15 protein-coding genes are annotated in these 23,611 nt (G+C 68.0%); 13 read left to right on the top strand and 2 right to left on the bottom strand.

Features of this window, described 5'->3' with window-relative positions; genetic code table 11:
- Positions 1–203: 203 nt before the first annotated feature.
- Positions 204–5,465, bottom strand: a complete 5,262-nt coding sequence (locus tag AB0M95_RS19900; protein ID WP_363766432.1) for a ThuA domain-containing protein — start codon at positions 5,463–5,465, stop codon at positions 204–206.
- Positions 5,466–6,448: 983 nt separating this feature from the next.
- Between AB0M95_RS19900 and AB0M95_RS19895 the strand changes: the two genes are divergently transcribed.
- The 4 genes from AB0M95_RS19895 to AB0M95_RS19880 are packed head-to-tail and all read left to right on the top strand — an operon-like array spanning position 6,449 to position 11,450.
- Positions 6,449–8,407 carry a calcium-binding protein gene (locus tag AB0M95_RS19895; RefSeq protein ID WP_363766429.1) on the top strand — a complete coding sequence of 653 codons (1,959 nt, stop codon included), beginning with the start codon at positions 6,449–6,451 and terminating at the stop codon, positions 8,405–8,407.
- Positions 8,353–9,525: an ABC-three component system protein gene (locus AB0M95_RS19890; protein WP_363766426.1), complete on the top strand. Its 1,173-nt coding sequence runs from the start codon at positions 8,353–8,355 to the stop codon at positions 9,523–9,525. Before AB0M95_RS19895 ends, AB0M95_RS19890 begins: the two co-directional genes overlap by 55 nt.
- Entirely contained in the window at positions 9,512–9,763 is a 252-nt protein-coding gene (locus tag AB0M95_RS19885) for an ABC-three component system middle component 6 (RefSeq protein ID WP_363766423.1), read from the top strand. Before AB0M95_RS19890 ends, AB0M95_RS19885 begins: the two co-directional genes overlap by 14 nt.
- Positions 9,753–11,450 (top strand): ABC-three component system protein, encoded by a 1,698-nt coding sequence (locus tag AB0M95_RS19880; RefSeq protein ID WP_363766420.1) that lies wholly within the window; start codon positions 9,753–9,755, stop codon positions 11,448–11,450. The genes AB0M95_RS19885 and AB0M95_RS19880 overlap by 11 nt, the downstream gene beginning before the upstream one ends.
- A gap of 16 nt (positions 11,451–11,466) precedes the next feature.
- Here the strand turns inward: AB0M95_RS19880 and AB0M95_RS19875 are convergent, their stop codons facing one another.
- Positions 11,467–13,278, bottom strand: a complete 1,812-nt coding sequence (locus tag AB0M95_RS19875; protein WP_363766417.1) for a helix-turn-helix domain-containing protein — start codon at positions 13,276–13,278, stop codon at positions 11,467–11,469.
- A 198-nt stretch (positions 13,279–13,476) separates the two neighbouring features.
- Here AB0M95_RS19875 and AB0M95_RS19870 point away from each other — a divergent pair, with 198 nt between their 5' ends.
- From AB0M95_RS19870 to AB0M95_RS19830, 9 genes are all read left to right on the top strand, one after another.
- On the top strand, positions 13,477–15,114 hold the full coding sequence (locus AB0M95_RS19870; protein ID WP_363766415.1) for a hypothetical protein: 1,638 nt from the start codon (positions 13,477–13,479) through the stop codon (positions 15,112–15,114).
- 76 nt (positions 15,115–15,190) lie between these two features.
- A complete protein-coding gene (locus tag AB0M95_RS19865; protein ID WP_363766412.1) occupies positions 15,191–16,192 on the top strand; it encodes a 2Fe-2S iron-sulfur cluster binding domain-containing protein in 1,002 nt (333 codons plus the stop codon).
- A 38-nt stretch (positions 16,193–16,230) separates the two neighbouring features.
- Positions 16,231–17,340 (top strand): aromatic/alkene monooxygenase hydroxylase subunit beta, encoded by a 1,110-nt coding sequence (locus AB0M95_RS19860; RefSeq protein ID WP_363766409.1) that lies wholly within the window; start codon positions 16,231–16,233, stop codon positions 17,338–17,340.
- A complete protein-coding gene (gene mimD, locus AB0M95_RS19855) occupies positions 17,337–17,681 on the top strand; it encodes a propane 2-monooxygenase effector subunit MimD (protein ID WP_358522781.1) in 345 nt (114 codons plus the stop codon). Before AB0M95_RS19860 ends, mimD begins: the two co-directional genes overlap by 4 nt.
- A gap of 10 nt (positions 17,682–17,691) precedes the next feature.
- Positions 17,692–18,714 carry an amidohydrolase family protein gene (locus AB0M95_RS19850; RefSeq protein ID WP_363766406.1) on the top strand — a complete coding sequence of 341 codons (1,023 nt, stop codon included), beginning with the start codon at positions 17,692–17,694 and terminating at the stop codon, positions 18,712–18,714.
- Positions 18,711–19,391, top strand: a complete 681-nt coding sequence (locus AB0M95_RS19845; protein WP_363766403.1) for an iron-sulfur cluster assembly protein — start codon at positions 18,711–18,713, stop codon at positions 19,389–19,391. The genes AB0M95_RS19850 and AB0M95_RS19845 overlap by 4 nt, the downstream gene beginning before the upstream one ends.
- Positions 19,388–20,413 (top strand): NAD(P)-dependent alcohol dehydrogenase, encoded by a 1,026-nt coding sequence (locus AB0M95_RS19840; protein WP_363766400.1) that lies wholly within the window; start codon positions 19,388–19,390, stop codon positions 20,411–20,413. The genes AB0M95_RS19845 and AB0M95_RS19840 overlap by 4 nt, the downstream gene beginning before the upstream one ends.
- Before the next feature lie 14 nt (positions 20,414–20,427).
- Positions 20,428–22,077, top strand: a complete 1,650-nt coding sequence (gene groL / locus AB0M95_RS19835; protein WP_358522772.1) for a chaperonin GroEL — start codon at positions 20,428–20,430, stop codon at positions 22,075–22,077.
- Positions 22,078–22,145: 68 nt separating this feature from the next.
- Positions 22,146–23,402: an Nramp family divalent metal transporter gene (locus AB0M95_RS19830; protein WP_363766397.1), complete on the top strand. Its 1,257-nt coding sequence runs from the start codon at positions 22,146–22,148 to the stop codon at positions 23,400–23,402.
- Positions 23,403–23,611 lie beyond the last annotated feature (209 nt).

Genomic DNA, 23,611 nt, shown 5'->3' with positions numbered 1-23,611 from the left:
GCTCACGGACGTGCTCCGCGGGGAGACCTCGATTCCCGAGGAGGACTTCGCCTGGCGGCCCGCTGCCGCACGAGGGTCGACGCCGCGGCGGCTCCGGCGCGTCACACCGTCACGGCCGGCCTTCAGCGGGGCCTTGGCCAGTGGGCCCGTCACCCGGCCGGACGACCGGGTGACGGGCCCACCGTCTCACTATGTCAGGCCGGTCAGTTCGCCATGTCCGGGAGGATATCTCCGCTGTTGGCGGCGATCCCCTCGGCGGACGCCTCGCCGCCGAGGCGGACGATCAGCGCGTCCGCGTCCCGGACCAGCACCGCCCGGGCCGCCGGGTCGGCCACGCCGGTCGCCCTGCTCCGGAACTTGCCCAGGTGGTGGAGCGCCTGGTCGGTGTGGCCCTTCTCGGCGCTCTTACGTGCCGACTCCAGGAAGTTGCGGAGCTGGCTCCCGAGCGGGCCCTGGACGTCGAACCTGTCGAACAGGGTCGTGAGATCGCCGAACGACGTGGTCACCGTCAGGCTCCGGGTCTGCTCGGTCGTGTTGCCCGCCTTGTCCTTGGCGGTCACCTTGAGGGTGTGCGTGCCGAGCGCGACGGACGTGAGGTCGAGCGCCGTGCCGAGCCGCAGTTGCCCGCCGTCGAGCGTGGCGGTCACGGTGTCGATCCCCGAGCCCGTGTCCTTGCCGTCGGCGTTGACGGTGATCTGGGCGCTGTCGCCGTACTTCCCGTCGGCGTTCAGCCCGCCGATGGTCAGCACGGGCTTGGTGGCGTCCAGCTTCAGCGTGACGTTCTTGGCGTCCTCCTGGTTGCCCGCCTTGTCCTTGGACCGGAAGGACACCGTTTGGGTGCCGTCGCCGCCGACCGTGAACGGCCGGGTGTAGGCGGTCCACTGGCCGGCGTCGACCTTGTACTCCGTCGAGTCGACCCCGGACTCCTCGTCGGTGGCCGAGAGGGTGACCGTCACCGGCGCCGTGTACCAGCCGGTGGGCCGCTCCGCCGGGTCCAGGGCGGCCTTGGTCACCGGCGCCTTGGTGTCCTTCGGGACGCGGACGAGCGTGAAGTCGTCCACGTCGAAGTCCGACCCGGTGAACACCAGGTAGAGCTTGGCGCTCCCGGAGGGCACGTTGGTCAGCGGCGTGTAGACGTCGGCGTAGGTCTCCCATCCGCCGGTGTTCGGAACGGTGATGGTGCCGAGCACGGGCCCGGACGGGGAGCCGGTGCGGATCTCGAAGCCGCCGGACGGGGTGGGTGAGGCCACCCGCGCCGTGAAGCCGATGACGCCGGTGAGGTCCACGTCGTCGTAGGCCGCCCAGTCGCCGGGGTTGACGAAGCCGAGAACCGTGCCGCCGTGCGCCGGGGTGTGCCAGTAAGGCTGCACCCCGTTGGCGTCGGTCCAGGCCTCGGCCTGGACGGTGACGTCACCGGTCGTGGCGCCGAGTTCCTTGATCCGGATGTTCCGGAACGCCACCTCGTCGCCGTCGCCGTGGTTCTGGATGCCGATGTACCCCTGCTGCAGGGACCGGACGGGGTCGGTGTTGGTGAAGTCGTTGATCTTCACGCCGTTGAGGATGACCTGCAGGCGCTCGCCCTCCACCCGGATCTCGTAGGTGTTCCACTGCCCCGGCGGGTTGAGCGCGGCGTCGCGGGCCGCGAGATCCGCGGACTTGAAGCCGTAGACCGCGCCCGTGGTCTTCTCGGGCGCGTCCGTGGCGTCGATCTGGATCTCGTAGCCGTTGTTCACCGCCGACCACGGGTCGTCGGAGGCGGGGAAGCCGACGAAGACACCGGAGTTGTCGTCGCCGCGCATCTTCCAGTCCATCTTCAGCGAGTAGGAGTTGTACTCCTTCGCCTTGTACCACAGCATGCCGAGGCCGCCCTGCGAGGTGAGGGTGCCGTCGGCGTTGGTGAAGCCGCCGGGCCCGGCCTGCGACCAGCCCGTGGTGGAGCCGTTGTAGATCGTGGTGTAGCCGGTCTCGGGACGGCAGTCCGCCTTGACGTCGCCCACCGCGTAGCTGATGCCGCCGAGCAGGTGCCTGCGGAACTCCGGTTCGGCGAAGGAGGCCGCGGTGTGCCCGCCGCCGGTGTAGAACGACCGCCCGCCCTGGTAGGTCTTGCACCAGGCGATGGGGTGGTCCTTACCCATGCCGCCGCCGGAGTAGGACGACTCGTCGAGAGTGGCGAGCACGTGGGCGGTGGTGCGGGCGTTGGTGCGGAAGTCGTACCACTCGTCGGAGCGGTTCCAGGTGGGCCCGAGGTGGGCGGTGGCCGCGTGGGCCCGGTCCTCGACCTTGACGGTGGCCGGCTGGATCGCCGGGTGGGAGGCGAACCACGCCCCGACCAGGCCGCCGTAGAACGGCCAGTCGTACTCGGTGTCCGCCGCGGCGTGCACGCCGGCGTAGCCGCCGCCGGCCTTGATGTAGGACTCGAACGCGGCCTGCTGGGCGTCGTTGAGCACGTCGCCGGTGGTGCTGAGGAAGACCACCGCCTTGTACTTGGCGAGGTTGGCGGCGGTGAAGGCGCCCGGGTCCTCGGTCGCGGTGACCTTGAAGCCGAGGTCCTTGATCGCCTGGATGCCGGCCGGGATCGAGTCGTGCCGGAAACCGGCCGTACGCGAGAAGACCAGGACCTCGGCGCCGCCGGTGCCGCTGGACGGCATCGTCCACTTCTGCGCGGCGCTGCCGTCACAGGTCTTGATGACCATCTGCCCGGCGTTCGAGCCGTCGAGGCACTTGCCCGACTGCGGGTTCTTCAGCGTGCCGTCCTCGCCGATGGTCCACACCTGCGCGCCGACGCCGGCGACGCAGTCCCAGATCTGCACCCGGGTGTTGTCGGCGGTGCGGCCGCCGTCGACGTCCAGGCACTTGTTGAGCGACCGGATCGTGGATCCGTTGACGCTCCAGACCTGGGCTCCGGTGTCGTTGCAGGTGTAGAGCTGCACGTTGGTGCCGTTGGCCGGGTTGGCGTTCGAGATGTCGAGGCACTGCCCGCCGGTGCTGGTGATGGGGCCGATGACGGGGCCCCCGCTCGGCGGCGCGGCCGTCAGCGTGAAGTCGTCCACGTCGAAGAGCGCGCCGTCGTTGCCCTTGAAGTACAGGTAGAGCTGCGTCATCCCGGCCGGAGCGATCGACAGCGGCGCGGAGACGTCGACGAACGTCTCCCAGCTGGCGGTCACCGGCACGCTCAGCTTGCCCAGCACGGGGCCGGTCGCGGAGTCCGCGCGTACCAGGATGGTGCCGCCCTTCCCGCCGGAGGAGACGCGGGCGGTGATCCCCCTGGCGCCGGTCAGGTCGTACGGCTTGAACGCGATCCAGTCGCCGTTGTTGATGTCCCCGACGGTCCTGCCGCCGTGCGCGGCCGCCTTGCCGATGGGGTTGACCCCGAACGAGGTCGAGTAGTGCTCGGCCTGCCGGTGCCGCGGCTGGAGGATGTGCTGGGCGTGCGTGGTCAGGCCGCCCTTGTCGGTGTACTCGGCGTCGAACACCGCGAAGATGTTCGCGGCCTCGTCGTGCTCGCCGTCGAGCGGGATGGTCAGCGCGCCCGAGCAGCCGTTCTTGGAGGTGATCTGGTGGCCGTGGCTGTCGTGGCCGAGCACGTAGGTCAACGTGACCTTCGCGCAGTCGATGGCGCCGTCCTCCGCGTCGGTCACCTTGATCGTGAAGGGGACGGTGTCACCCCACTGGAACAACTCACCGTTGCCGGGCGTCTCCAGGGCCACGGTGGGCGCCGTGTTGCCCGCGTTGATCACTACGCTCGCGGTGCCGGTGTTGCCGGCGGGGTCGCTCACGGTGAGCTTCGCGCTGTACCGGCCCTGGGTCGTGTACGTCTTGACCGGGTTCGGCTCGGTGGAGGTGGTGCCGTCCCCGAAGTCCCAGGCGTAGGTCAGCGCGGCCCCCTCCGGGTCGGCGGAGCCGGCCGAGGAGAACGTCACGGTCAGCGGGATCTTGCCCGAGGTCTTGTCGGCCTTGGCGGCGGCGATCGGTGAACGGTCGCGGCCCTTGATGTACTCGTAGCGGTACAACGCGGAGTTCGCGTCGCCACCGAAGTAGCCCGAGCCGTAGTCGAGGACGTACAGCGCGCCGTCGGGGCCGAACGCCAGGTCCATGATCTGGGTGCCGGTCCACGGGAAGTTGCCGATGGCGCCGGGTGTCCCGTCGGAGTTGACGGCGATCGGCTTGATCCACTTCCGGCCGAACTCAGCGGCGAAGAACTGGCCGTCCAGGTCCTGGGGGAACTTGACCGCGGACTTCAGGGCGGCGTCGTAGTGGTAGACCGGCCCGGCCATCGGGGACTCCGAGCCGCCGCCGAACTCCGGCGGCGAGCCGGCGTCACCGCCGTACCTGATCCAGGCGGGCTGGGCGGGCGGCAACCGGCGCAGGCCGGTGTTGCGGAACGAGTCGTTGGTCGGCCCGCCGGCGCAGTCGTACTTCGGCCCCGAGGGGCCGGAGGGGAAGGTGAAGCGGTTGTAGGTCTCGGCGGGCGTGTTCGTCCCCGTGCAGTACGGCCAGCCGTAGTTGCCGGGGCCGGTGACCCGGTTGAACTCGACCTGGCCGCTCGGCCCGCGGTTCGGGTCGCTGCTGTTCGAGTCGGGGCCGTAGTCGCCCACGTAGACGATGCCGGTCGGCTTGTCGACGGTCAGCCGGAACGGGTTGCGGAAGCCCATGGCGTAGATCTCGGGCCTGGTGTTCGCGGTGCCCGGCGGGAACAGGTTGCCCTGCGGAATGTCGTAGGTCCCGTCCGGCTTGACCTTGATCCGCAGGAGCTTGCCGCGCAGGTCGTTGGTGTTCGCCGAGGAGCGCTGGGCGTCGTAGGAGGGGTTGCGGTCGGTCCGCTCGTCGAGCGGCGAGTAACCCGCCGAGTCGAACGGGTTGCTGTCGTCGCCGGTGCTCAGGTAGAGGTTGCCCGCGGCGTCGAAGTCCATGTCGCCGCCCACGTGACAGCAGATGCCCCGGTCGGCCGCCACGTCGAGCACCTTGACCTCGCTGCTCATGTCGAGCGTCCAGTCGGGCTTGACCGTGAACCTGGAGAGCCGGTTCACCCCCTTCCACGCGGAGAAGTCCGTGGCGGTGAGCGGGGCGTCGCCGCTGGGGGTGTTGAGGCGAGGCGCGTAGTAGAGGTAGATGAACCGGTTGGTGGCGAAGCCGGGGTCGGCGGCGACTCCCTGGAGCCCCTCCTCGTCGTGGGAGTAGACGTTCAGGACGCCCACCATGGTGGTGTCGCCGCGCGCGTCGGTGCGCCGCAGCGTCCCGTCGCGTGAGGTGTGCAGCACCGACAGGTCGGGCAGCACGGACAAGGACATCGGCTCGCCCATGTCGGCGGCCCCCTTGGCCATCTCCACGCGCTGGTAGTCGGCGGGGTCGACGGCCGCCGCCTGGGCGGGGGCGGCCAGCACGGTCAGGCCTGAGAGGGGAATGAGTAAGGCGCAGATCTGCGCGATCCATCTGCTGGTGCGAGCGGTCAGCCGCCTGGGGGGCATGGCGGACCTTCCTTTCCTGTGGTGCCTTACGGCCCGGCGTTGGATCGGCCGGGCCGAGTGCGACGAGCCTCGGGTCCGCACGGGGCGGCCCAGGCGGGTCACGGCCGGGCGGCGGTATCGTGCCGCCCGCGCGGAGGCCGGTCTGATCCGGCCTCCGCCCGCCGTCCGTGACGTGGGTCGTCTCCGCTCATCCGGAAGTCGCTGGTGGGATGGGCTTTCGCTTCACAGCTCCTCCATAGAGGCGGTGATTGCCCAGAACATAAGGCACTTTTGGTGAGATGTGAAGATGTTCAGCCGCATTTCACCCGAACTTGTGTCGCTAACGACGAAAGTCCTGTCATCGTGTCGGCCGCTGTCACGGGATGACGGGTGAGGGGGCGCCTGAAGGTGGGCTCGCGGAGGCATGGGGGGCGCCCCCATGTGGGGGTGCGCGAAGGTCACCATACTTAACGCCAGTGACCCCAACGAGCCCCTCCGCCGTCGCGCCACCCCGAGCCCGGGACGCGACGCGTCCCTCCGCCCGCGCGGCCGTGCACGGGGGCGTCCACAGCCGCTTGAGCGCCCACCGTGAATGGACGTCGACTGTGAGCGTCTACGAGGTGAACATATCGGTGCGGGCGGCGTCCGGTTCGCCGGCGGCCACCAGGCATGGTCACCGAGACCAACCGCTGGTGAAATACCGGCGAATTACCCGGCCACCCCTTTCGCCTGTTTGCCTGATTCTTTAATGTCCTGGCCAGATGCGCCCGGCGTTAATGGCATATGGGGGATTTAGGCATTCCTGCCGGAGAAAGGCCTGGCTTCGTCATGTTTCCTGCCGTTGTTACCAATCAACGTGTGCAATGTTCCGGCCGGTTGGACCGTTCCTGGCCGGTGCGGCTGGAGGATCACCACGTGACAACCGGTCAGCGCGGCGCTCCGCCGGGACGGCGTCCACCTGTGCCATCCGCCGACTAAGCCCGTCAACTCCTTCAGGAGATCTTGTGAAGTTACGAAAGAGGGCGCTGGCGCTTGCCGCCACGCTGACGACCGTTACAGCCATCCACGCGCTGCCGGCCTCGGCCGACGACGAAGCGCCGGACATCGACACCGTCCGCAGCCTGCCCCTTCCGATCGCGACGCTCTACCAGATCCCCGACACGCCGGTCGACGTGCCGTCGGACGACACCCCGCCGGAGTCCCCGTCCCCCACCGAACCCCCCGCCGAACCCCCCGCCGCATCCCCTGACAAGGCCACGGCCGCGGTGACCGGCAGCGCCACCACCGGCGCCACCGGCTCTGCCACGATCAGCGCGGCGATCAGCGCCGACATCAGCGCCGACGACCACGTGGTCGGCTACACCCTGACCTACCAGGTCGGCGGTCTCACCGGGTACGCGTCGTACGCGGTCAACCGGAAGACCGGCAAGACCCGGTTCGTGCCGGGAATCCTGGTCGGCCTCAACGAGACCGGCACGCAGGCCGTGTACCGCACCCCCTGCAAAGACGGTCGTGGCTGCAACGTCACCGCGCTGAACCTCACCACCGGGGCCCGCACCCGGCTGGACGTGAGCGGCACGGGCCGGCCACCCGGCGCCAACGACCACAACCAGATCGACGGTGCCACCTTCGACGGGGGGCGGACCGTGGTATTCCACTCGACCGCCCCGAATCTGGTTCCCGGCGTGACCACGACGGGGAACCGCCTCTACTACCACGACCTCGGCAACGGGGTCACCCGGCTGCTCAAGGATCCCCAGGCCCCGGATGACGCGTACGTCAGCCCCCGGGCGGCGGTGAGCCCGGGCGGCCGGTACATCGCCTATCGCTGGAAGGACACCGACGGGTCGACCCGGCTGTCGGTTCTCGACCAGGTGAACGGGCAGTACACCCGGCTCGCCGGCAGCGCTCCGGACAGCTCGCCGATCTGGACGCCGCCGACCATCAGCAACCGCGACACCATGGTGTTCACGACGAAGGACCAGTTGGTGCCGCAGGACACCAACAACCTGCCGGACGTCTACCTGCGCAACCTGCAGACCGGCACCACCACCCTGGTCAGCGCCGACAGCACGGGAGCCGCCACCGGCACGATCGCCGGCGAGACGCCGCGCATCACCGCCGACGGCCATTACGCCCTCTACGCGGGTCCGGCGTCCCAGATGATGTGGCGGGACGTCACCACCGGCACCCAGCGGGCGCTGACGGGTGCGGACAACCTCCCGCAGAAGTTCTCCGGCGCCGTCCTGTCCCGCAGCGGCCGCTTCCTCGCCGCCGGAGGCAGCACCGAGAACGGGTTGCCGGGCGTGCTCCTGCGCGACCAGGCGCAGGACTGCGCGGGCGAGTTCGCCACGACCACAGGCTCCGGCACCGTGCTCGGCACTCCCGGTGACGACGTCATCTACGGTTCGAACGGCAACGACACCATCTACGGCTACGGGGGCGACGACGTCATCTGCGGCCTCGGCGGCGACGACTTCATCGACGCCGGCGCGGGTGACGACGCCGTCTACGGCGGCGACGGCGATGACCGGATCGAAGGCAACCTGGGCAACGACGTGATCGACGGTGGCCTCGGCTCGGACTCCATGAACGGCGGCCTTGGCACCGACGCCCTGCTGTACCGCTCCGCCACCGCCGGAGTCGACGTCAACCTCAACCGCTCGTCCGGCAACGGGATGCCCGGCGAGAACGACGAGGTCCTGAACGACTTCGAGATCCTTTTCGGTTCGGCCTACAACGACACGCTGACCGGCCGGGAACATTCCGAGACGATGTTCGGCATGGGCGGCGATGACCTGCTCCTTGGCAACGACGGCAACGACCTGCTCTTTGGCGGTGACGGCAAGGACGTCCTCATCGGCATGAAGGGCAACGACCTCCTCGACGGCGGCGCCGGCGCCAACTCGTGTGTGGGCGGCCCCGGCATCAACATTCTCCTCAACTGCGCGTACATCGGTTAATCCAGAACCTGCACGCGAGGGCCTCTCCCCAGGCGGTCACCGGGGAGAGGCCCTTCGCGCACGTCCCGGACCTTCTTCCCGACGCGGTCATCGATGCCGTCCCCGCACGTCTGTTCATCGGGCCGAATCGGCGTTACGGTCAAAGCGGCATAGTGACGCTCGCCGACGCATGGGTTCTCGAGGAACCGATGAGTTCATATGACGACCAGGACAGGGCCTGGTTCCACAGCCAATTCATGTCTCTGTCGATCAGAAAAACCGGCTTCGAATGGCAGGCGTTCGTCAATGACCTCATGCATGCGGTTCATCCCGGCGAGTTCATGGCCGTCGATCCGGCCGGGCGAGGTGACAAGGGCTGCGACGGGTGGGTAGGCGGCCTCATGCTGGCTTGCTATGGTGCGAGCAACCCGAATCAGCGGTACGTGACGAAGAAGGTCGAAAGCGATTTCACCACGGCCTTGAAGTACTGGGGCGACAGCATGGACCGATGGGCGTTCGTGCACAACAACGCGAACGGGCTGCCCGAGATGGCGGCACGCGCCGTCATCGAGTTGCGGCGGCAGCATCGCGGCTCCGTGCGGATCGAGGTGTGGCCTCCCCAGGTCCTGTGGAACCACTGCGGGTTCCTGTCGCGTGGACACCTGGCGACGATCATCGGCTCGCCGCCGTCCGATCACCCGGCAGGGATGACGTACATCGCGCGCTGCGTGGAGTCACTCGCCCGGACGCGCCTTCGCCCTGGTCTGGATCCGGTCGAGGAGGTCGCCTACGGCAAGATCGAGCACAACGCCTTCGGCGCCACGGTGACCGACCTGATCAAGCGATTTCAGATTCACACCGGACACGTGCGCTATTACTTCAGATTCGCCTCCCCAGGCGAGCAGGCCCAGGTGTCGGAGAACCTGCGGGCCCGTTTCGCGGGCCATCGCGCCCGCCTCGACTCTTCCGACGCGGTCTTCCACGCCCTCTGTGACGACCTGGTCGCGGAGGCGTTCGGCATGAACGGCTTCCCGGACAAGACCCAGCAGCGCAGCGCGGCGCTCATGGTCGTCACCCACTTCTTCGAGCAGTGCGAGATCTTCGAGGCGCCTCAGGAGCACCGCCGTGCTGCTTCCTGACAAGGCCATACCGACCGACCAGGCTCTGCTGGCGATCGGCGCCCAGATACTGATCCAGCTCGAACGGCCCGGCAGCGTCAGCGCGGTCTGGGATCGGTTGCTGGAGTGGCGGTCGATGCGCGGCATGAGATCCGCGCTGCCGTTCTGGTGGTTCTCGCTGGCCCTCGATGTCCTCTACGCGATCGGCGTCGTCGATGAGCACAACGGAGAGCTGGTGAGGAAAAGCCGTGCTGTATGAGCTCAAAAGTAACCTGCCCGGGTTCAAAACCGCGCGTTTCCGAGACGGCCTGAACATCGCGATCGCCCGAAGGAGCCCGACGCCCACCGCGGAGGACGGCGGCGACCGGCTCGGCAAGACGAGCTTCGTGCGACTCCTGGACTTCCTGCTGGGGTCCGATGTCCGGCTCGGCCATCCGCTTCGCCGTACGGAGTTCGCGCACGCGGAGTTCGGCCTCACCCTCGATCTCTTCGGCCAGCCGAGAACGATCGGCCGAAGCGTGGAGAATCTCGCGTATGCCCAGGTGAACGGGGCGGGAATGCGGATCTCGAAGTTTCGCGCCTACCTCGGCAAAGGGTTGTTCGGGCTCACCGAAGGCGGCAACGAACCGTCGTTCCGGTCCTTGATGGCCTACTACCTCAGAGACGTCACGGCGGGTGGATTCGTTTCTCCGACGGAGACCTACCGGAAACAGCGGGCAGCCGACGCGCAACCCGCCCTCGCGTATCTGTTCGCCCTGGACGTGGATCTGGTGGCGAAGGTGCGTGAGGTGGGCGAGACCGACAAGAACCTGCGCGAGCTGAGGAGGGCCGCCAAGGATTCGATCGTGGGCATGACGCTGGGCAGGGCCAATGACCTCGACGCCCAGATCCGGACCCTGCAGATCCAGCGTGACGATCTCGCCCGGGAGATCACGGAGTTCCACGTGGCGGACCGCTACGCCCGGCACCGTGCGCAGGTCGACGAGCTCAGCAGGCGAATCCGCGACATCAACGATCGGCTCGTGCTCCTCGAGGGCGGCGCCAAGGACATCGAGAAGGCGCTTTCGCAGGACGAGGAGAGCCTGCCCGACCGGGATTACCTTCGCGATGTCTTCGAACAAGTGGGCATCGTGCTCCCAGACCTGGTGACCCGCCGTTTCGACGAGGTCGAGGCGTTCCACCACTCGATCGTCGCCAACCGGCGTCGCTACCTGGAGGCGGAGCATGCCCGGCGGCTGCGGGAGATCTCGCAGGAACGCGAGGACCTGGGCGGGCTCGACCGGGAACGGGCCGAGCTGATGCGCCTGCTGGAGGCCGGCGGGGCGTTCGAAACCTACAGCGAACTGCAGCGCCAGATCTCCGTCGTCGACGGCCGGCTCAGCGAACTCATGGAGCGCCGGGCCATCGTCGACCGCTGGGGGAACGCCAACCGCCACGTCCAACTTCGTTCGGCGGAACTCGCCCTGCAGATCAGCTCGGATCTGCACGACCGGCGCGACCACATCGCGGACATCTCACGCCTGTACGCGTCGTTCGCGTACCGGCTCTACGGCGACAGGCGGCCCGCGGCGCTGACCATCGAGGCCAAACGGTCCGGCTACAAATTCGTCCCCACCATCGGCGGCGGCGCCACAAAGGACGTACAGGGCATGGCCTTGTTCTGTTTCGACCTGTGCATGGCGGTGACGGCGAAGCGAGCCGGACATGGCCCGGACTTCCTCGTGCACGACAGTCATCTCTTCGAGCACGTGGACGCCCGCCAGGTCGCCGGCGCCCTCGACCTCGTCGCCGACACGTGCCGGAAGGAAGGCCTCCAGTACATCACGACGATCGACTCGGACCGGCTCGCGGACGCGCTGCGGGAGCGTCCCGATCTCGACTACCAACTCTGCGCCGAGATGACCGAGGAGCGGGAGGACGGGAGCCTCTTCGGGATTCGTTACTGACCGCTCAGCCGGGTCGTCACGATCGGGGGCCCGGCTGTGGCACGCGTCTCGCCGTCACCTGCTCCCGGACGTCGATGCCGTAGGTCTGGATCTTGCGGTAGATCGTCGCTCGCGAGATGCCCAGGAGGGTCGCCGCCCTGGCTTTGTCGCCGGCTGCTTCGATCAGCGCGCGGGCGATGGCGTCACGCTCGACCGCTTCCAATGAAGTCAGGATCCGGCGCGTGATCGCGTGGCACCGCTCGGGCAGGTCACCGACCTGGATTAGCCCTGCACGGCGTCTGAGCAGGGCGGCCCCGAGCACGCGGTCGAGTTCGGCGACGTTCCCCGGCCATGCCATGCGCAGCAGCACTTGCATCGCCTCTCCTGAGCAGGTCACACGCCGTTCGCGTTGCCGTCGCTGGAGTAGTGCGGGAACGAGCTCGCGAAGGTCGTCGATGTGGTGACGCAGGGGCGGCACGGCGACGGTGACCGGGAAGAAGTCCTGAAGCTCCAGCACCGCGGCACTGGTCTCGTCCGTCGCGGTCGCGGTCACCCATGCCCCGGATCCCGCGACCCCGGCCTCCTCTTCCAGCGTCAGGGTGAGCAGCCGTGTGCTGGCGTGATCCAAGCGATCGACATGGCGCAGGATGACGGTCGCACAAGGCTCGCGCAGGTGGGAGCGGAGCAGGTCCAGCCAAGCGGGAACGTCCGGCTCGCAGTCGGCGGCGTCCAGCACCGCTACGTGAGACGAGGGGAAGCAGCGGCGGTGGGCGGCTTCCGCGATCGCCAGCTTTCCCACTCCGGGCTCACCGAGAAGCAGCGTCCAGGTACGCGCGCGGCATCGGGTCTCGACCTGCTGGCAGACGTTGAGCCAGGAGGGATGCCGGCCGGCCAGGCCGCCCCAGGGAGCCTCAGGCCGTGGCGGAACACGGATGCTCTGGCCCGGTTCGTCGTTGAGATTGATCTCGATCACCGCCCCCGCGGCGACCGTGCCCACCTCGATCGGCCGGTAGCGTACCCGCGCCACCTGCCCGCTGGACAGGACGATGCTGTCCACCGTATCTCGTCGCGAATCCAGGAGCTCGAGCGCGCGGTCGCGGAGCGTTACCTGGTCATTCGGCTGAAGAAGGCGTGCGGCGGCTGGGTTGGTGATGACGAGCTGGTCGCTTACGGTCACGACGGGTCTGCCGGCCCTTCTCGTCGCTGAGAGGAACTCGGCCAGCAGCGCCCGCTCCCGCTCGGTGCTGTCCTCCAGTAAGCGGTGTGCGATATCGGCCGCGGCCTCCTGGACGAGTGCGGTCATCAGCGGGCTGGCGTGAGCGGAGCGGCAGGTGAGGTCGATGACCCCTTCGACGCGGCCGCTGAGCGGATGCCGGATGGGCGCCGCCGCGCACGACATCCCCTGCAGACGGGCGGAGTAGTGCTCGGCGCCGAAAACGTGGGAGGCCCGCTTGTCCTCCAGTGCCGTGCCGATGCCGTTGGTCCCCACATATTCCTCGGCGTAACTGAATCCGACGGCCAGACGGATGCGGTCGAGGAGCTTGTTGAGCGACTCTTCTCCCGCTCTGCGCGCGATCACGCGTCCACGCGCGTCGGTGAGGATCACGGTCATCGGTGTTCCGGTCAGTGCCGACTCGAGCCGGTCCAGGGCAGGCCGCGCCGCCAGGCTGAGGGCTGTGCCGGGATCCACGTCCGGCCGGTACGGGGGATCCAGCTTGTCCACATCCACGCCGAAGAACTGGGAACGGCGCCAAGAGACCTCGATTGGTTCGCGTATGCGCCCACCAGTGAAGTCGCCTGCTTCGATGAAGCGTTCTCGTGCTTGGGCGATCAGCCTCGAGGCACCCATTACCGACATCGCCTCCCTGGAGCGCCGGACCAAGGATTCAAAATGTGACACCGAAGTTACGCCGAGGCTACGCCCTGGTTGACCCCAACGGTAGAGGGAGTGCCGTCACCCTGCCCGTCTCAAGATGAGACGCCGCGTCGTCTCCGTCTCCGCTGTCATGGCCGTGTCGTGATTCCGACCGGAAAGCAGGGAGACGACGTGAGCCGACAGAGTCTCACCAAGGCGCACCAGAAGATCACCGAGCTCTCCTGGGAGCCGACCTTCGCGACGCCAGCCACGCGTTTCGCCACCGACTACAGGTTCGACAAGTCCCCCAAGAAGGACCCGCTCAAGCAGGTCCTGCGGTCCTACTTCCCGATGGAGGAGGAGAAGGACAACCGCGTGTTCGGGGCGATGGACGGGGCCATACGCGGCAACATGTTCCGCCAGGTCCAGCAGCGGTGGATGGAGTGGCAGAAGCTGTTCCTGTCCATCATCCCGTTCCCGGAGATCTCGGCGGCGCGGGCCATGCCCATGGCCATCGGGGCGGTGCCGAACCCCGAGATCCACAACGGCCTGGCCGTACAGATGATCGACGAGGTCCGGCACTCGACGATCCAGATGAACCTCAAGCGGCTGTACATGAACCACTACATCGACCCGGCCGGCTTCGATATCAGCGAGAAGGCCTTCGCCAACTGCTACGCGGGCACCATCGGGCGGCAGTTCGGTGAGGGGTTCATCACCGGAGACGCGATCACCGCGGCCAATGTCTATCTGACCCTGGTCGCCGAGACCGCGTTCACCAACACGCTGTTCGTCGCGATGCCGTCGGAGGCGTCGGCCAACGGCGACTACCTGCTGCCCACGGTGTTCCACTCGGTCCAGTCGGACGAGTCGCGGCACATCAGCAACGGCTACTCGATCCTGCTGATGGCACTGGCCGACGAGGAGAACCGGCAGCTTCTGGAGCGCGACCTGCGCTACGCCTGGTGGAACAACCACTGCGTGGTCGACGCGGCCATCGGCACCTTCATCGAGTACGGCACGAAGGACCGCCGCAAGGACCGCGACAGCTATGCCGAGATGTGGCGGCGGTGGATCTACGACGACTACTACCGCAGCTACCTCATCCCGCTGGAGAAGTACGGCCTGAAGATCCCGCACGAACTGGTCGAGGAGGCCTGGAACCGGATCTACAACAAGGGCTACGTCCACAAGGTCGCGCAGTTCTTCGCCACGGGGTGGCCGGTGAACTTCTGGCGGATCGACGGGATGACCGACGATGACTTCGAGTGGTTCGAGCACAAGTACCCCGGTTGGTACAACCAGTACGGCCGTTGGTGGGAGGCCTACAACCGGCTGCGCCACCCGGGGCGGAACAAGCCGATCGCCTTCGAGGAGGTCGGATACCAGTACCCGCACCGCTGCTGGACCTGCATGGTGCCCTGCCTCATCCGCGAAGACATGATCGCCGACGAGGTCGACGGCCAGTGGCGCACCTACTGTTCGGAGACCTGCCACTGGACCGACAGCGTGGCCTTCCGGCCCACCTACGAGGGCCGGGACACGCCGTCCATGGGCCGGCTGACCGGCAAGCGCGAGTGGGAGACCCTCTACCACGGCTGGGACCTCGCCGACATCATCAAGGACCTCGGCTACGTCCGCGACGACGGGAAGACGCTCGTCCCGCAGCCGCATGTGGATCTCGATGACCCGAAGAAGCTCTGGACCCTCGACGACGTCCGCGGCCTGCCGTTCCCGAGCCCGAACGTCACGCTCAACGAGATGACCTCCGAGCAGCGCGCGGCGCATCTCGCCGAGTATCGCGCGAACCCCAACGTAACGCGGGTCTGACCCGGAGGCGGGGGCGCGGAACCGTCGCGGGATCTGCCGCGCCCCCGGTCAGGAAGCCCACGAGGGAGAAGACCACATGGGAGACAAGCACCGGGTCCGGTTCGAGCCGGTCGATGTGGAGATCGAGGTCGAGGAGGAGGAGACCATCCTCGACGCGGCCTTCCGCCAGGGCGTCATGCTGATGCACGGCTGCAAGGAGGGTCAGTGCTCGTCGTGCAAGTCCTTCCTGCTCGACGGCGACCTGCAGATGGACCGCTACTCCACGTTCGCGCTCGCGGACTACGAAAGCGAGGAGGGCTATGTCCTGCTGTGCAAGGCGCACGCCTACAGCGACCTCCAGATCGAGCTGATCAACTACGACGAAGAGATGATCCACGCCGGGGTGCCCCCCAGGCTGGTGGACACCGAGGTCGCTGAAATCACCCCCCTCACCCACGACATCACCGCTCTGCGGCTGGTGCCGGCGGAAGAGGTGCCGTTCACCCCGGGGCAGTACGTCGACGTCCGGATCCCCGGCGCCGACGAGTGGCGTTCGTTCTCCATGGCGAATGTCGGGAGAGACCACCTCGACTTCATCATCAAGTGCTATCCCGGCGGGAGGTTCTCCGGACTGCTGCGGGAAGGCCTTCACCCCGGTGACACGCTCCAGGTGAAGGGCCCGTACGGCACGTTCACCCTGCGGGAGAAGTCGGCCAGGGACATCGTCTTCGTCGGCGGCGGCGCCGGCATGGCGCCGATCCTCTCCCTGCTCACCCAGATGCGCGAACAGGGCATCCGGCGTGGAGCGCGGTACTACTACGGGGCCCGTACGGCGCGCGACCTGTTCCACCTGGACCTCATGGCGGGATTCGAGAGCGACCTGCCGGGCTTCAGGTTCGTGCCCGTGTTGTCGGAGGAGGGCGGCGGACTGGTCACCGAGGCGCTGGACCGGGCCGAAGACGACCTGTCCGAGGTCGACGCCTACCTGTGCGGACCTCCACCCATGATCGACGCGGCGATCCCCCTGCTGGAAAGCAAGGGCGTGCCACGCGAGCGCATCTACTTCGACAAGTTCACCACCACCGCGGGATCGCAGTGACGGCCCGCGGCCGTACCGAGCAGAACAGGAGCACAGCCGTGGCGACTCCTACCGAGCAAAAGGCGCAGAGGAGCTTCCCCAAGCCGGAGCTCACCGACGCCGAGGCCGGGGCGTTGACCTTCCCCAGTTCCACCAGCCGGGCGTTCAACTACTTCAAGCCGAAGAAGCTGCGCGCGTCGATGTACGAGGATGTCACCTTCGACGTGCAGCCCGACCCTGACAGGCACCTCACCCAGGGCTGGATCTACTCCTTCGCCAACGGCGACGCCGGCTACCCCCAGGACTGGACGGCGCTGCGGTCCGGCAACTGGCACGCCTTCCTCGACCCGAACGAGGAATGGGAGCAGACGATCTACCGCAACAACTCGAGCATCGTGCGGCAGACCCAGCTCAACCTCGACAACGCGCGCCGGGCCGGTGCCTACCGTGCGTGGACGCGGAGCTGGACCACGTTCGTCGAACGGCACGTGGGCGCCTGGATGCACGCCGAGAACGGGCTCGGCATGCACGTGTTCGTGTCGACCCAGCGGTCTGCCCCCACCAACATGATCAACACCGCGCTCGCCGTCAACGGCACGCACAAGCTGCGCTTCGCGCAGGACCTCGCCCTCTACAACCTCGAGCTGAGCGAGAACCTCCCGGACTTCGACGGGACGGCGCACCGCGACGTCTGGCACACCGACCCGATCTGGCAGGGGGTGCGGGAGAACGTCGAGCGGTTGACGGCGATCGAGGACTGGGCCGAGGCCGTCTTCGCCACCAATTTCGTCTTCGAGCCCCTCGTGGGCGAGTTGTTCCGCAGCCATCTGGTGATGCAGATCTCCGCCAGGAACGGCGACTACGCCACGCCGACCGTCATGGGGACGGGCGAGCATGACTACGACCGCGACCTGCGCGCGTCCCGCACGCTCTTCTCGCTGCTGCTGCGCGACGAGCGGTACGGCGCGGCCAACGCCGAGGTGGTCGCCGGCTGGCTGACCCGGTGGGTGCCCGTGAGCCTCGACGCGACGCGGCGGCTCCAGCCGCTCTGGTCGCAGCCGGCGGAGAAGGTGCTGCGCTTCGAAGAGTCCCTTGACCGGGCCAAGGACCGTCTCCGCGGCCTGCTGTCCGACCTTGGTCTGAACGAGCCGAAGGAGCTGAACCAGTGAGTGCGTTCGGTGCGGCGAACCCGACGTCGTCCAACAGGTGCGGCGTCACGCTGATGAACAACCAGAACGGCCACGTCGTGGCGGACGTGATGCGCGGCAAGCCCGGCGTCACGGTCAGCGAGTACCCCTCCATGATCCGGGTGGACGGCGAGGGGAAGATCGAGTTCGACTTCGACGAGATCTCCGACGCCATCGGATTCGAGTTCGGCCCCGCCGACTTCGAGGAGATCATGTCCACCCACTACGGCCGCATGGTGCACCTCGACGACCGCACCTTCCTGTTCGCCAACCCCGAGGACGCGGCGGAGTACATCGACTTCGACCTGCGCCCGGTCCAGTGAGGAGCCCGGCATGTACCACAAGGACGGCGTGAGCTACTACGTGGTGGACGGCCACGTCCACTACTGGAACGCCAGCCCGGAGAACCGCAACCGGTACGGCGAGGGCTTCATCGAGTGCTTCTACAACTACCAGACGAGCCTCAGTCCGGCCGAGTGGGTCTGGCCGTTAGAGAAGTTCTGCAAGTACACCGAGGAGGACCTGATCCACGACCTGTTCGAAACGGGCTACGTGGACATGGCCATCTTCCAGCCGACCTACCTGCGCGACTTCTACCCGGGCGAGGGCTTCAACACGACCGAGCGCAACGCCGTAGTGAAGGAGCGGCACCCGGACCGGTTCGTGCTGAACGGTTCCTTCGACCCGCGCGACGGCGACGAGGGCCTGCGGGTGCTGGAGCAGAAGGCCGAGCGCTACGGGCTCAAGGGCGTCAAGCTCTACACGGCCGAGTGGAAGGGGGACTCCAAGGGGTACAAGCTCTCCGATCCCGAGGCGTACCGCTACCTGGAGAAGTGCCGGGAGCTCGGCATCGTCAACATCCACGTGCACAAGGGCCCGACGATCTGGCCGCTGAACCGCGACGCCTTCGACGTCGCCGACATCGACGATGTGGCCACCGCCTTCCCTGACCTGAACTTCATCGTCGAGCATGTGGGGCTGCCCCGCCTGGAGGACTTCTGCTGGATCGCCAAGCAGGAGCCCAACGTGTACGGCGGGCTCGCGGTGGCCATGCCGTTCCTCCACAGCCGGCCCCGCTATTTCGCCCAGATCATCGGCGAACTGCTCTACTGGCTCGGCGAGGACAGGCTCGTGTTCGGCAGCGACTACGCGATCTGGAGCCCGCGCTGGCTGGTGGAGCAGTTCGTCGACTTCCAGATCCCGGAGGACATACAGGGCGAGTACGGCACGCTCAGCGTCGAGGCCAAGAAGCGGATCCTCGGCCTCAACGCCGCCCGCCTGTACGACCTCAAGGTTCCCGCCGAAGCCCAGCTCGACTCCGTGCCGGCGGGTGCCGCGCCCGGGGGCCGATCGTGATCAGCCGCCAGGCTGCCTGGGCGGCGCTCGGCCAGGTCCGCGACCCGGAACTGGACGAGCCCATCACCGACCTGGGGTTTGTGCGGATGCTCCGCGTGGACGGCGGCGCCGTCCACGCGGAGCTTCGGCTCCCGACGTACTTCTGCGCGCCCAACTTCGTCTTCATGATGGTCGGCGACGCGGACGCCGCGCTTCGGGCACTGCCCGGAGTCACCGAAGTGCGGGTCGATCTCGCCGACCACTTCACCGCGGGCGAGATCAGAGAGGGGGTGGGCCACGGGTTCGAGGCGACGTTCCCCGGCCTGACCGACGGGGACCTGACCGAACTGCGGAGCGTCTTCCGGCGCAAGGCCTTCGTCGCGGCGCAGGGCCGCCTCTGCCGTGATCTGCTCACCCAGGGGTGGACCACGGCCGACCTGACCGGCCTCAGGCTCGGCGACCTGCCTCCTTCCGCCCTCGTGGCCGCGTACGAGCGGGCCCGCGCCGCGATCGGCCTGCCGGCCGGTCCCGACGCGTGGATGCTCACCGATCCGGACGGGGGCAGGGTCCCCGCCGAGCGCGTCGATCAATACCTGCGCTTCGCCAACGCCCTTCGGGTGAGTGTCGAGGGCAACGCCGAACATTGCCGGGCGCTGCTGGCCGCCCGCTACTCAGATGATCTAGGAGGTGCCGCTTGAAGGCCGTAAGACTGCATGGTTACCACCGAATCCCCCAGGTGGAGGAGGTGCCGGAACCGGCGATCACCGGCCCGCTCGACGTCGTCGTACGTATCGGGGGCGCGGGCCTGTGCCGTACGGACCTGCACATCGTCGAGGGGCAGTGGCGCGAGAAGTCCGGCGTCGCCCTGCCGTACACGCTGGGGCACGAAAACGCCGGATGGGTGCACGCGGTCGGGCCCGCCGTCGACAACCTGGCGGTGGGCGACCCGGTCATCCTGCACCCCCTGATCACCTGCGGCCTCTGCCCCGCCTGCCGGGCGGGCGACGACGTGCACTGCGCGGCCTCGGCCTTCCCCGGCATCGATACGGACGGCGGGTTCGCCGAGCTGCTGAAGACCAATGCCCGGGCGGTGGTCAAACTGGCACCGTCCCTGGAACCGGCGGCGGTCGCGGCGCTGGCCGACGCCGGGCTCACGGCCTACCACGCCGCCCGCAAGGCGGCACGGTTGCTGTCGCCGGGACAGCGGGTGGTGGTCATCGGCGCCGGCGGGCTCGGGCACATCGGCGTCCAGGTTCTGAAAGCGCTCAGCCCGGCACAGATCATCGTGGTCGACCGGTCCGCCGAGGCACTCAAACTCGCCGCCGGCCTCGGCGCCGACCACGTGGTGCAGGCCGACGGAGAGCAGGTCCAGGCCGTCAGGGATCTGACCGGCGGCCTGGGCGCCGAGGTGGTCCTGGACTTCGTCGGCGAAGGCGGCGCGATCGCGGACGGCGTCGCGATGCTCCGGCGGGCGGGCAGCTACCTGGTGATCGGGTACGGGGGTGTGCTGTCCGTGCCGACGATCGACATCATCTCCACCGAGATCAACTTCGTCGGCAACCTGGTCGGCTCGTACACCGACCTGGCCGAGCTCATGGCGCTGGCGGCCGAGGGCAAGGTCGCGCTGCACACCACCACCTATCGGCTGGAGGAGTTCGGCGAGGCGCTGAACGACCTGGAGCACGGCCGCATCCGTGGCCGCGCGATCCTCGTTCCCTGATCCGGAGGAGTGAGATGGCGAAGCTACTGCGATTCGACACCGAGGCGCGACACCTGCTGGAGACAGGGGTCAACGCTCTCGCCGACGCGGTCAAGGTGACGCTCGGCCCGAAGGGCCGCAATGCCGTACTGGAGAAGCTGACCGGCCCGCCCACCATAACCAACGACGGCGTGACCATCGCCAGGGAGATCCAGCTCGGCGACCCGTTCGCGAACATGGGCGCCCAGCTCGTCAAGGAGGTGGCGAGCAAGACCAACCTCGACGTCGGCGACGGCACCACCACCGCCACCGTCCTGGCCCAGGCCATCGTGCGCGAAGGGCTGCGCAAGGTGGAGAAGGGCGGCAACCCGATGCAGCTCAAGGCCGGAATCGAGCAGGCCGTCGACAGGGCGATCGCCGTGCTCCGGCATTGGGCACGCCCGGTGACCAGACCGGAGGACCTGCTGCACGTGGCCTCCCTGTCGGCCAACAACGACGTCGTGATCGGTGAGATCATCGCCGACGCCATCGCCCGCGTCGGGCCCGCCGGCGTCGTGACCGTGGAGGACTCGCCGTCGCTCGGCATGGACGTCGAGTTCGTCGAGGGACTGGAGTTCGACAACGGCTACATCTCGCCGTACATGGTCACCGACCAGATCCGCATGGAGACGGTCTTCGAGAACCCCTACATCCTGCTGACCAACGAGAAGATCTCCAAGGTCCAGGAACTCATGCCGGTGCTCGAGCAGGTCATGCGCAGCGGCTCCCCATTGGTGATCATCGCGGAGACCGTCGACGGGCCGGCCCTCGGCATGCTCGTGGCCAACTCCGTGCACGACACCTTCAGATCGGTGGCCATCAAGGCCCCCGGCTTCGGCCACCGCCGGCTGGCCCAGCTCGACGACCTCGCCGTGCTCGTCAACGGCGAGGTCGTCACCGCCGACCGCGGAACCGGCCTCGCCACCGTACGGCTTGAGCAGCTCGGCCGGGCGGCGAAGGTGACGGTCACCGAGCGGAGCACGACGATCGTGGGCGGCGCGGGATCCGGCGAGGACGTCACTGCTCGGATCGAGCAGCTCAAGGCCGAACTGGCCCGCGCTCAGAACGAGCACGACGTGGACAAGCTCCAGGAGCGGATCGCCCGGCTCTCCGGCTGCGTGGCCGTCATCAGGGTCGGCGCCGCCACCGGCGTCGAACTGAAGGAGAAACAGCACCGGGTCGAGGATTCTCTGGCGGCCACGCGGGCCGCGGTGGAGGAAGGCGTCGTCCCCGGCGGCGGCACCGCGCTTCTGCAGGCCAGGGCGGAGCTGTTCGAACTCGACCTCGAGGGCGACGCCTCCGTCGGGCGCGACATCGTCGTCATGGCGCTGGCCGAGCCGCTGCGCTGGATCGCCATCAACGGGGGATACTCCGGGGACGACGTCGTGGGCAAGGTCGAAGAACTGGAGCCCGGGCAGGGCTTCGACGTGCTGCGCGGTGAATACGGTGACATGTTCGCCCGCGGCATCATCGATCCGCTCAAGGTCACACGCTGCGCCCTGCAGAGCGCGGCCTCGATCGCCGCGCTCATCCTCACCACCGAGACCCTCATCGTGGAGGAGGTGATGCGGAATCCGGGTGCGATCGTCGCTCCGGGATTCGGCGACCTCGCCGAAGGCCTGCCGAGACCATCGAACATCGCGTGAGTATCGCGTGAGTTCAGCCCACGGGGACGGGTCAGGCCCGTCCCCGTGCTCCCCTTGAAGGCGGTGACGTGAAGCCCTCGCTCGAAGTCTCGTCCGACACCATCCCCGTCCCTCCGCCCGGCGGCATGAAGCAGCGCATGGTCGCCCTGATGGGTCCCGCCTTCGTGGCCGCCGTCGCTTACGTCGATCCGGGGAACTTCGCCACCAACGTGGAGAGCGGCGCCCGCTTCGGCTTCCTGCTGCTCTGGGTCGTCCTGGTGGCCAACGCCGTCGCCATGCTGCTGCAGTACCTGTCGGCCAAGCTGGGCCTCGCCACCGGCCGGAGCCTGCCCGAACTCTGCCGTGACCACTATCCGCGGCCGGTCGTGCTGGGTCTGTGGCTCCAGGCGGAGGTCGTGGTCATCATGACCGACCTGGCGGAGTTCATCGGCGGCGCCGTCGCACTGAACCTGCTCTTCGGCCTGTCGATGCTGCAGGGCGGAACCATCATCGCGGTCGCCTCCTTCCTCGTCCTGGCCGCCCGTACGGCAAGGCAACGAAGGTTCGAGGCGCTGATCAGCGGCCTGCTGGCCGTGGTGGCGGGCGGATTCCTCTACCAGACGCTCCAGGTCACGGTGCCGCTGAGCGATGCGGCAGCCGGTCTCGTCCCACGTTTCGACGGTGCCGCCAGCATGCTGCTCGCGGCGGGCGTGGTCGGCGCCACCGTCATGCCCCACGCGGTCTACCTGCACTCGGCTCTCACCCGGGAGCGCTTCGATCCAAGCCATGGGCTCCCGCGCCGCACACTGATCCGCGCCCAGCGGGTGGACATCGTCCTCGCCATGGGCGTGGCCGGACTGGTCAACGTGGCGATGCTGGTGGTCGCCGCCGCCATGCTGCACGGAACGGCCGCCGAGCCGACGCTCGCCGGTGCGCACGCCCAATTCGCGCAGAGTGCCGGCTCGCTGACCGCTCTGCTGTTCGCCATCGCGCTGCTCGCCTCGGGGGTGGCCTCCTCCAGCGTGGGCGTCTACGCGGGACAGGTGGTGATGCAGGGCTTCCTCCGGCGCCGAATTCCGCTTTATGTGCGAAGGTGCTTTGCCGTGGTACCCGCCCTGGCCGTCCTCGCCTTCGGCGTGGAACCCACCCAGGCGCTCGTGTTCAGCCAGGTGGTGCTGTCCTTCGGCATCCCCTTCGCCCTGGTCCCGCTGGTCCTGCTGACCAGACGCCCGGACGTGATGGGCGACTGGGCGAACCGAAAGGTCACCACCCTCGCCGCCACCTCCGCAAGCCTAGTGATCACCCTCCTCAACGCAGCGCTGGTCATCATGACCTTGGCACCGTAAGGACGACGCCCTCGTCGGCGGTATATGAGAAGTTCGCGGAGACCTGCTCTGCTCGCGAGGTCGGCATCGCCCGATGGCTGGAGGTGTCGTACAGGTGGTGCCGGATGTCGTCCAGCCCATCAAGACGAGCTGATCGATTCGGCCTACACCGGCGGAGCGCTCTTGGTCTTATGGGGTCGATGCCCACGGAGGGTGCACCGCATCGTGGC

Source organism: Sphaerisporangium sp. NPDC051017, assembly GCF_040683095.1.
Taxonomy (GTDB): Bacteria; Actinomycetota; Actinomycetes; order Streptosporangiales; family Streptosporangiaceae; genus Sphaerisporangium.
This window is presented reverse-complemented; position numbering and strand designations above follow the sequence as displayed.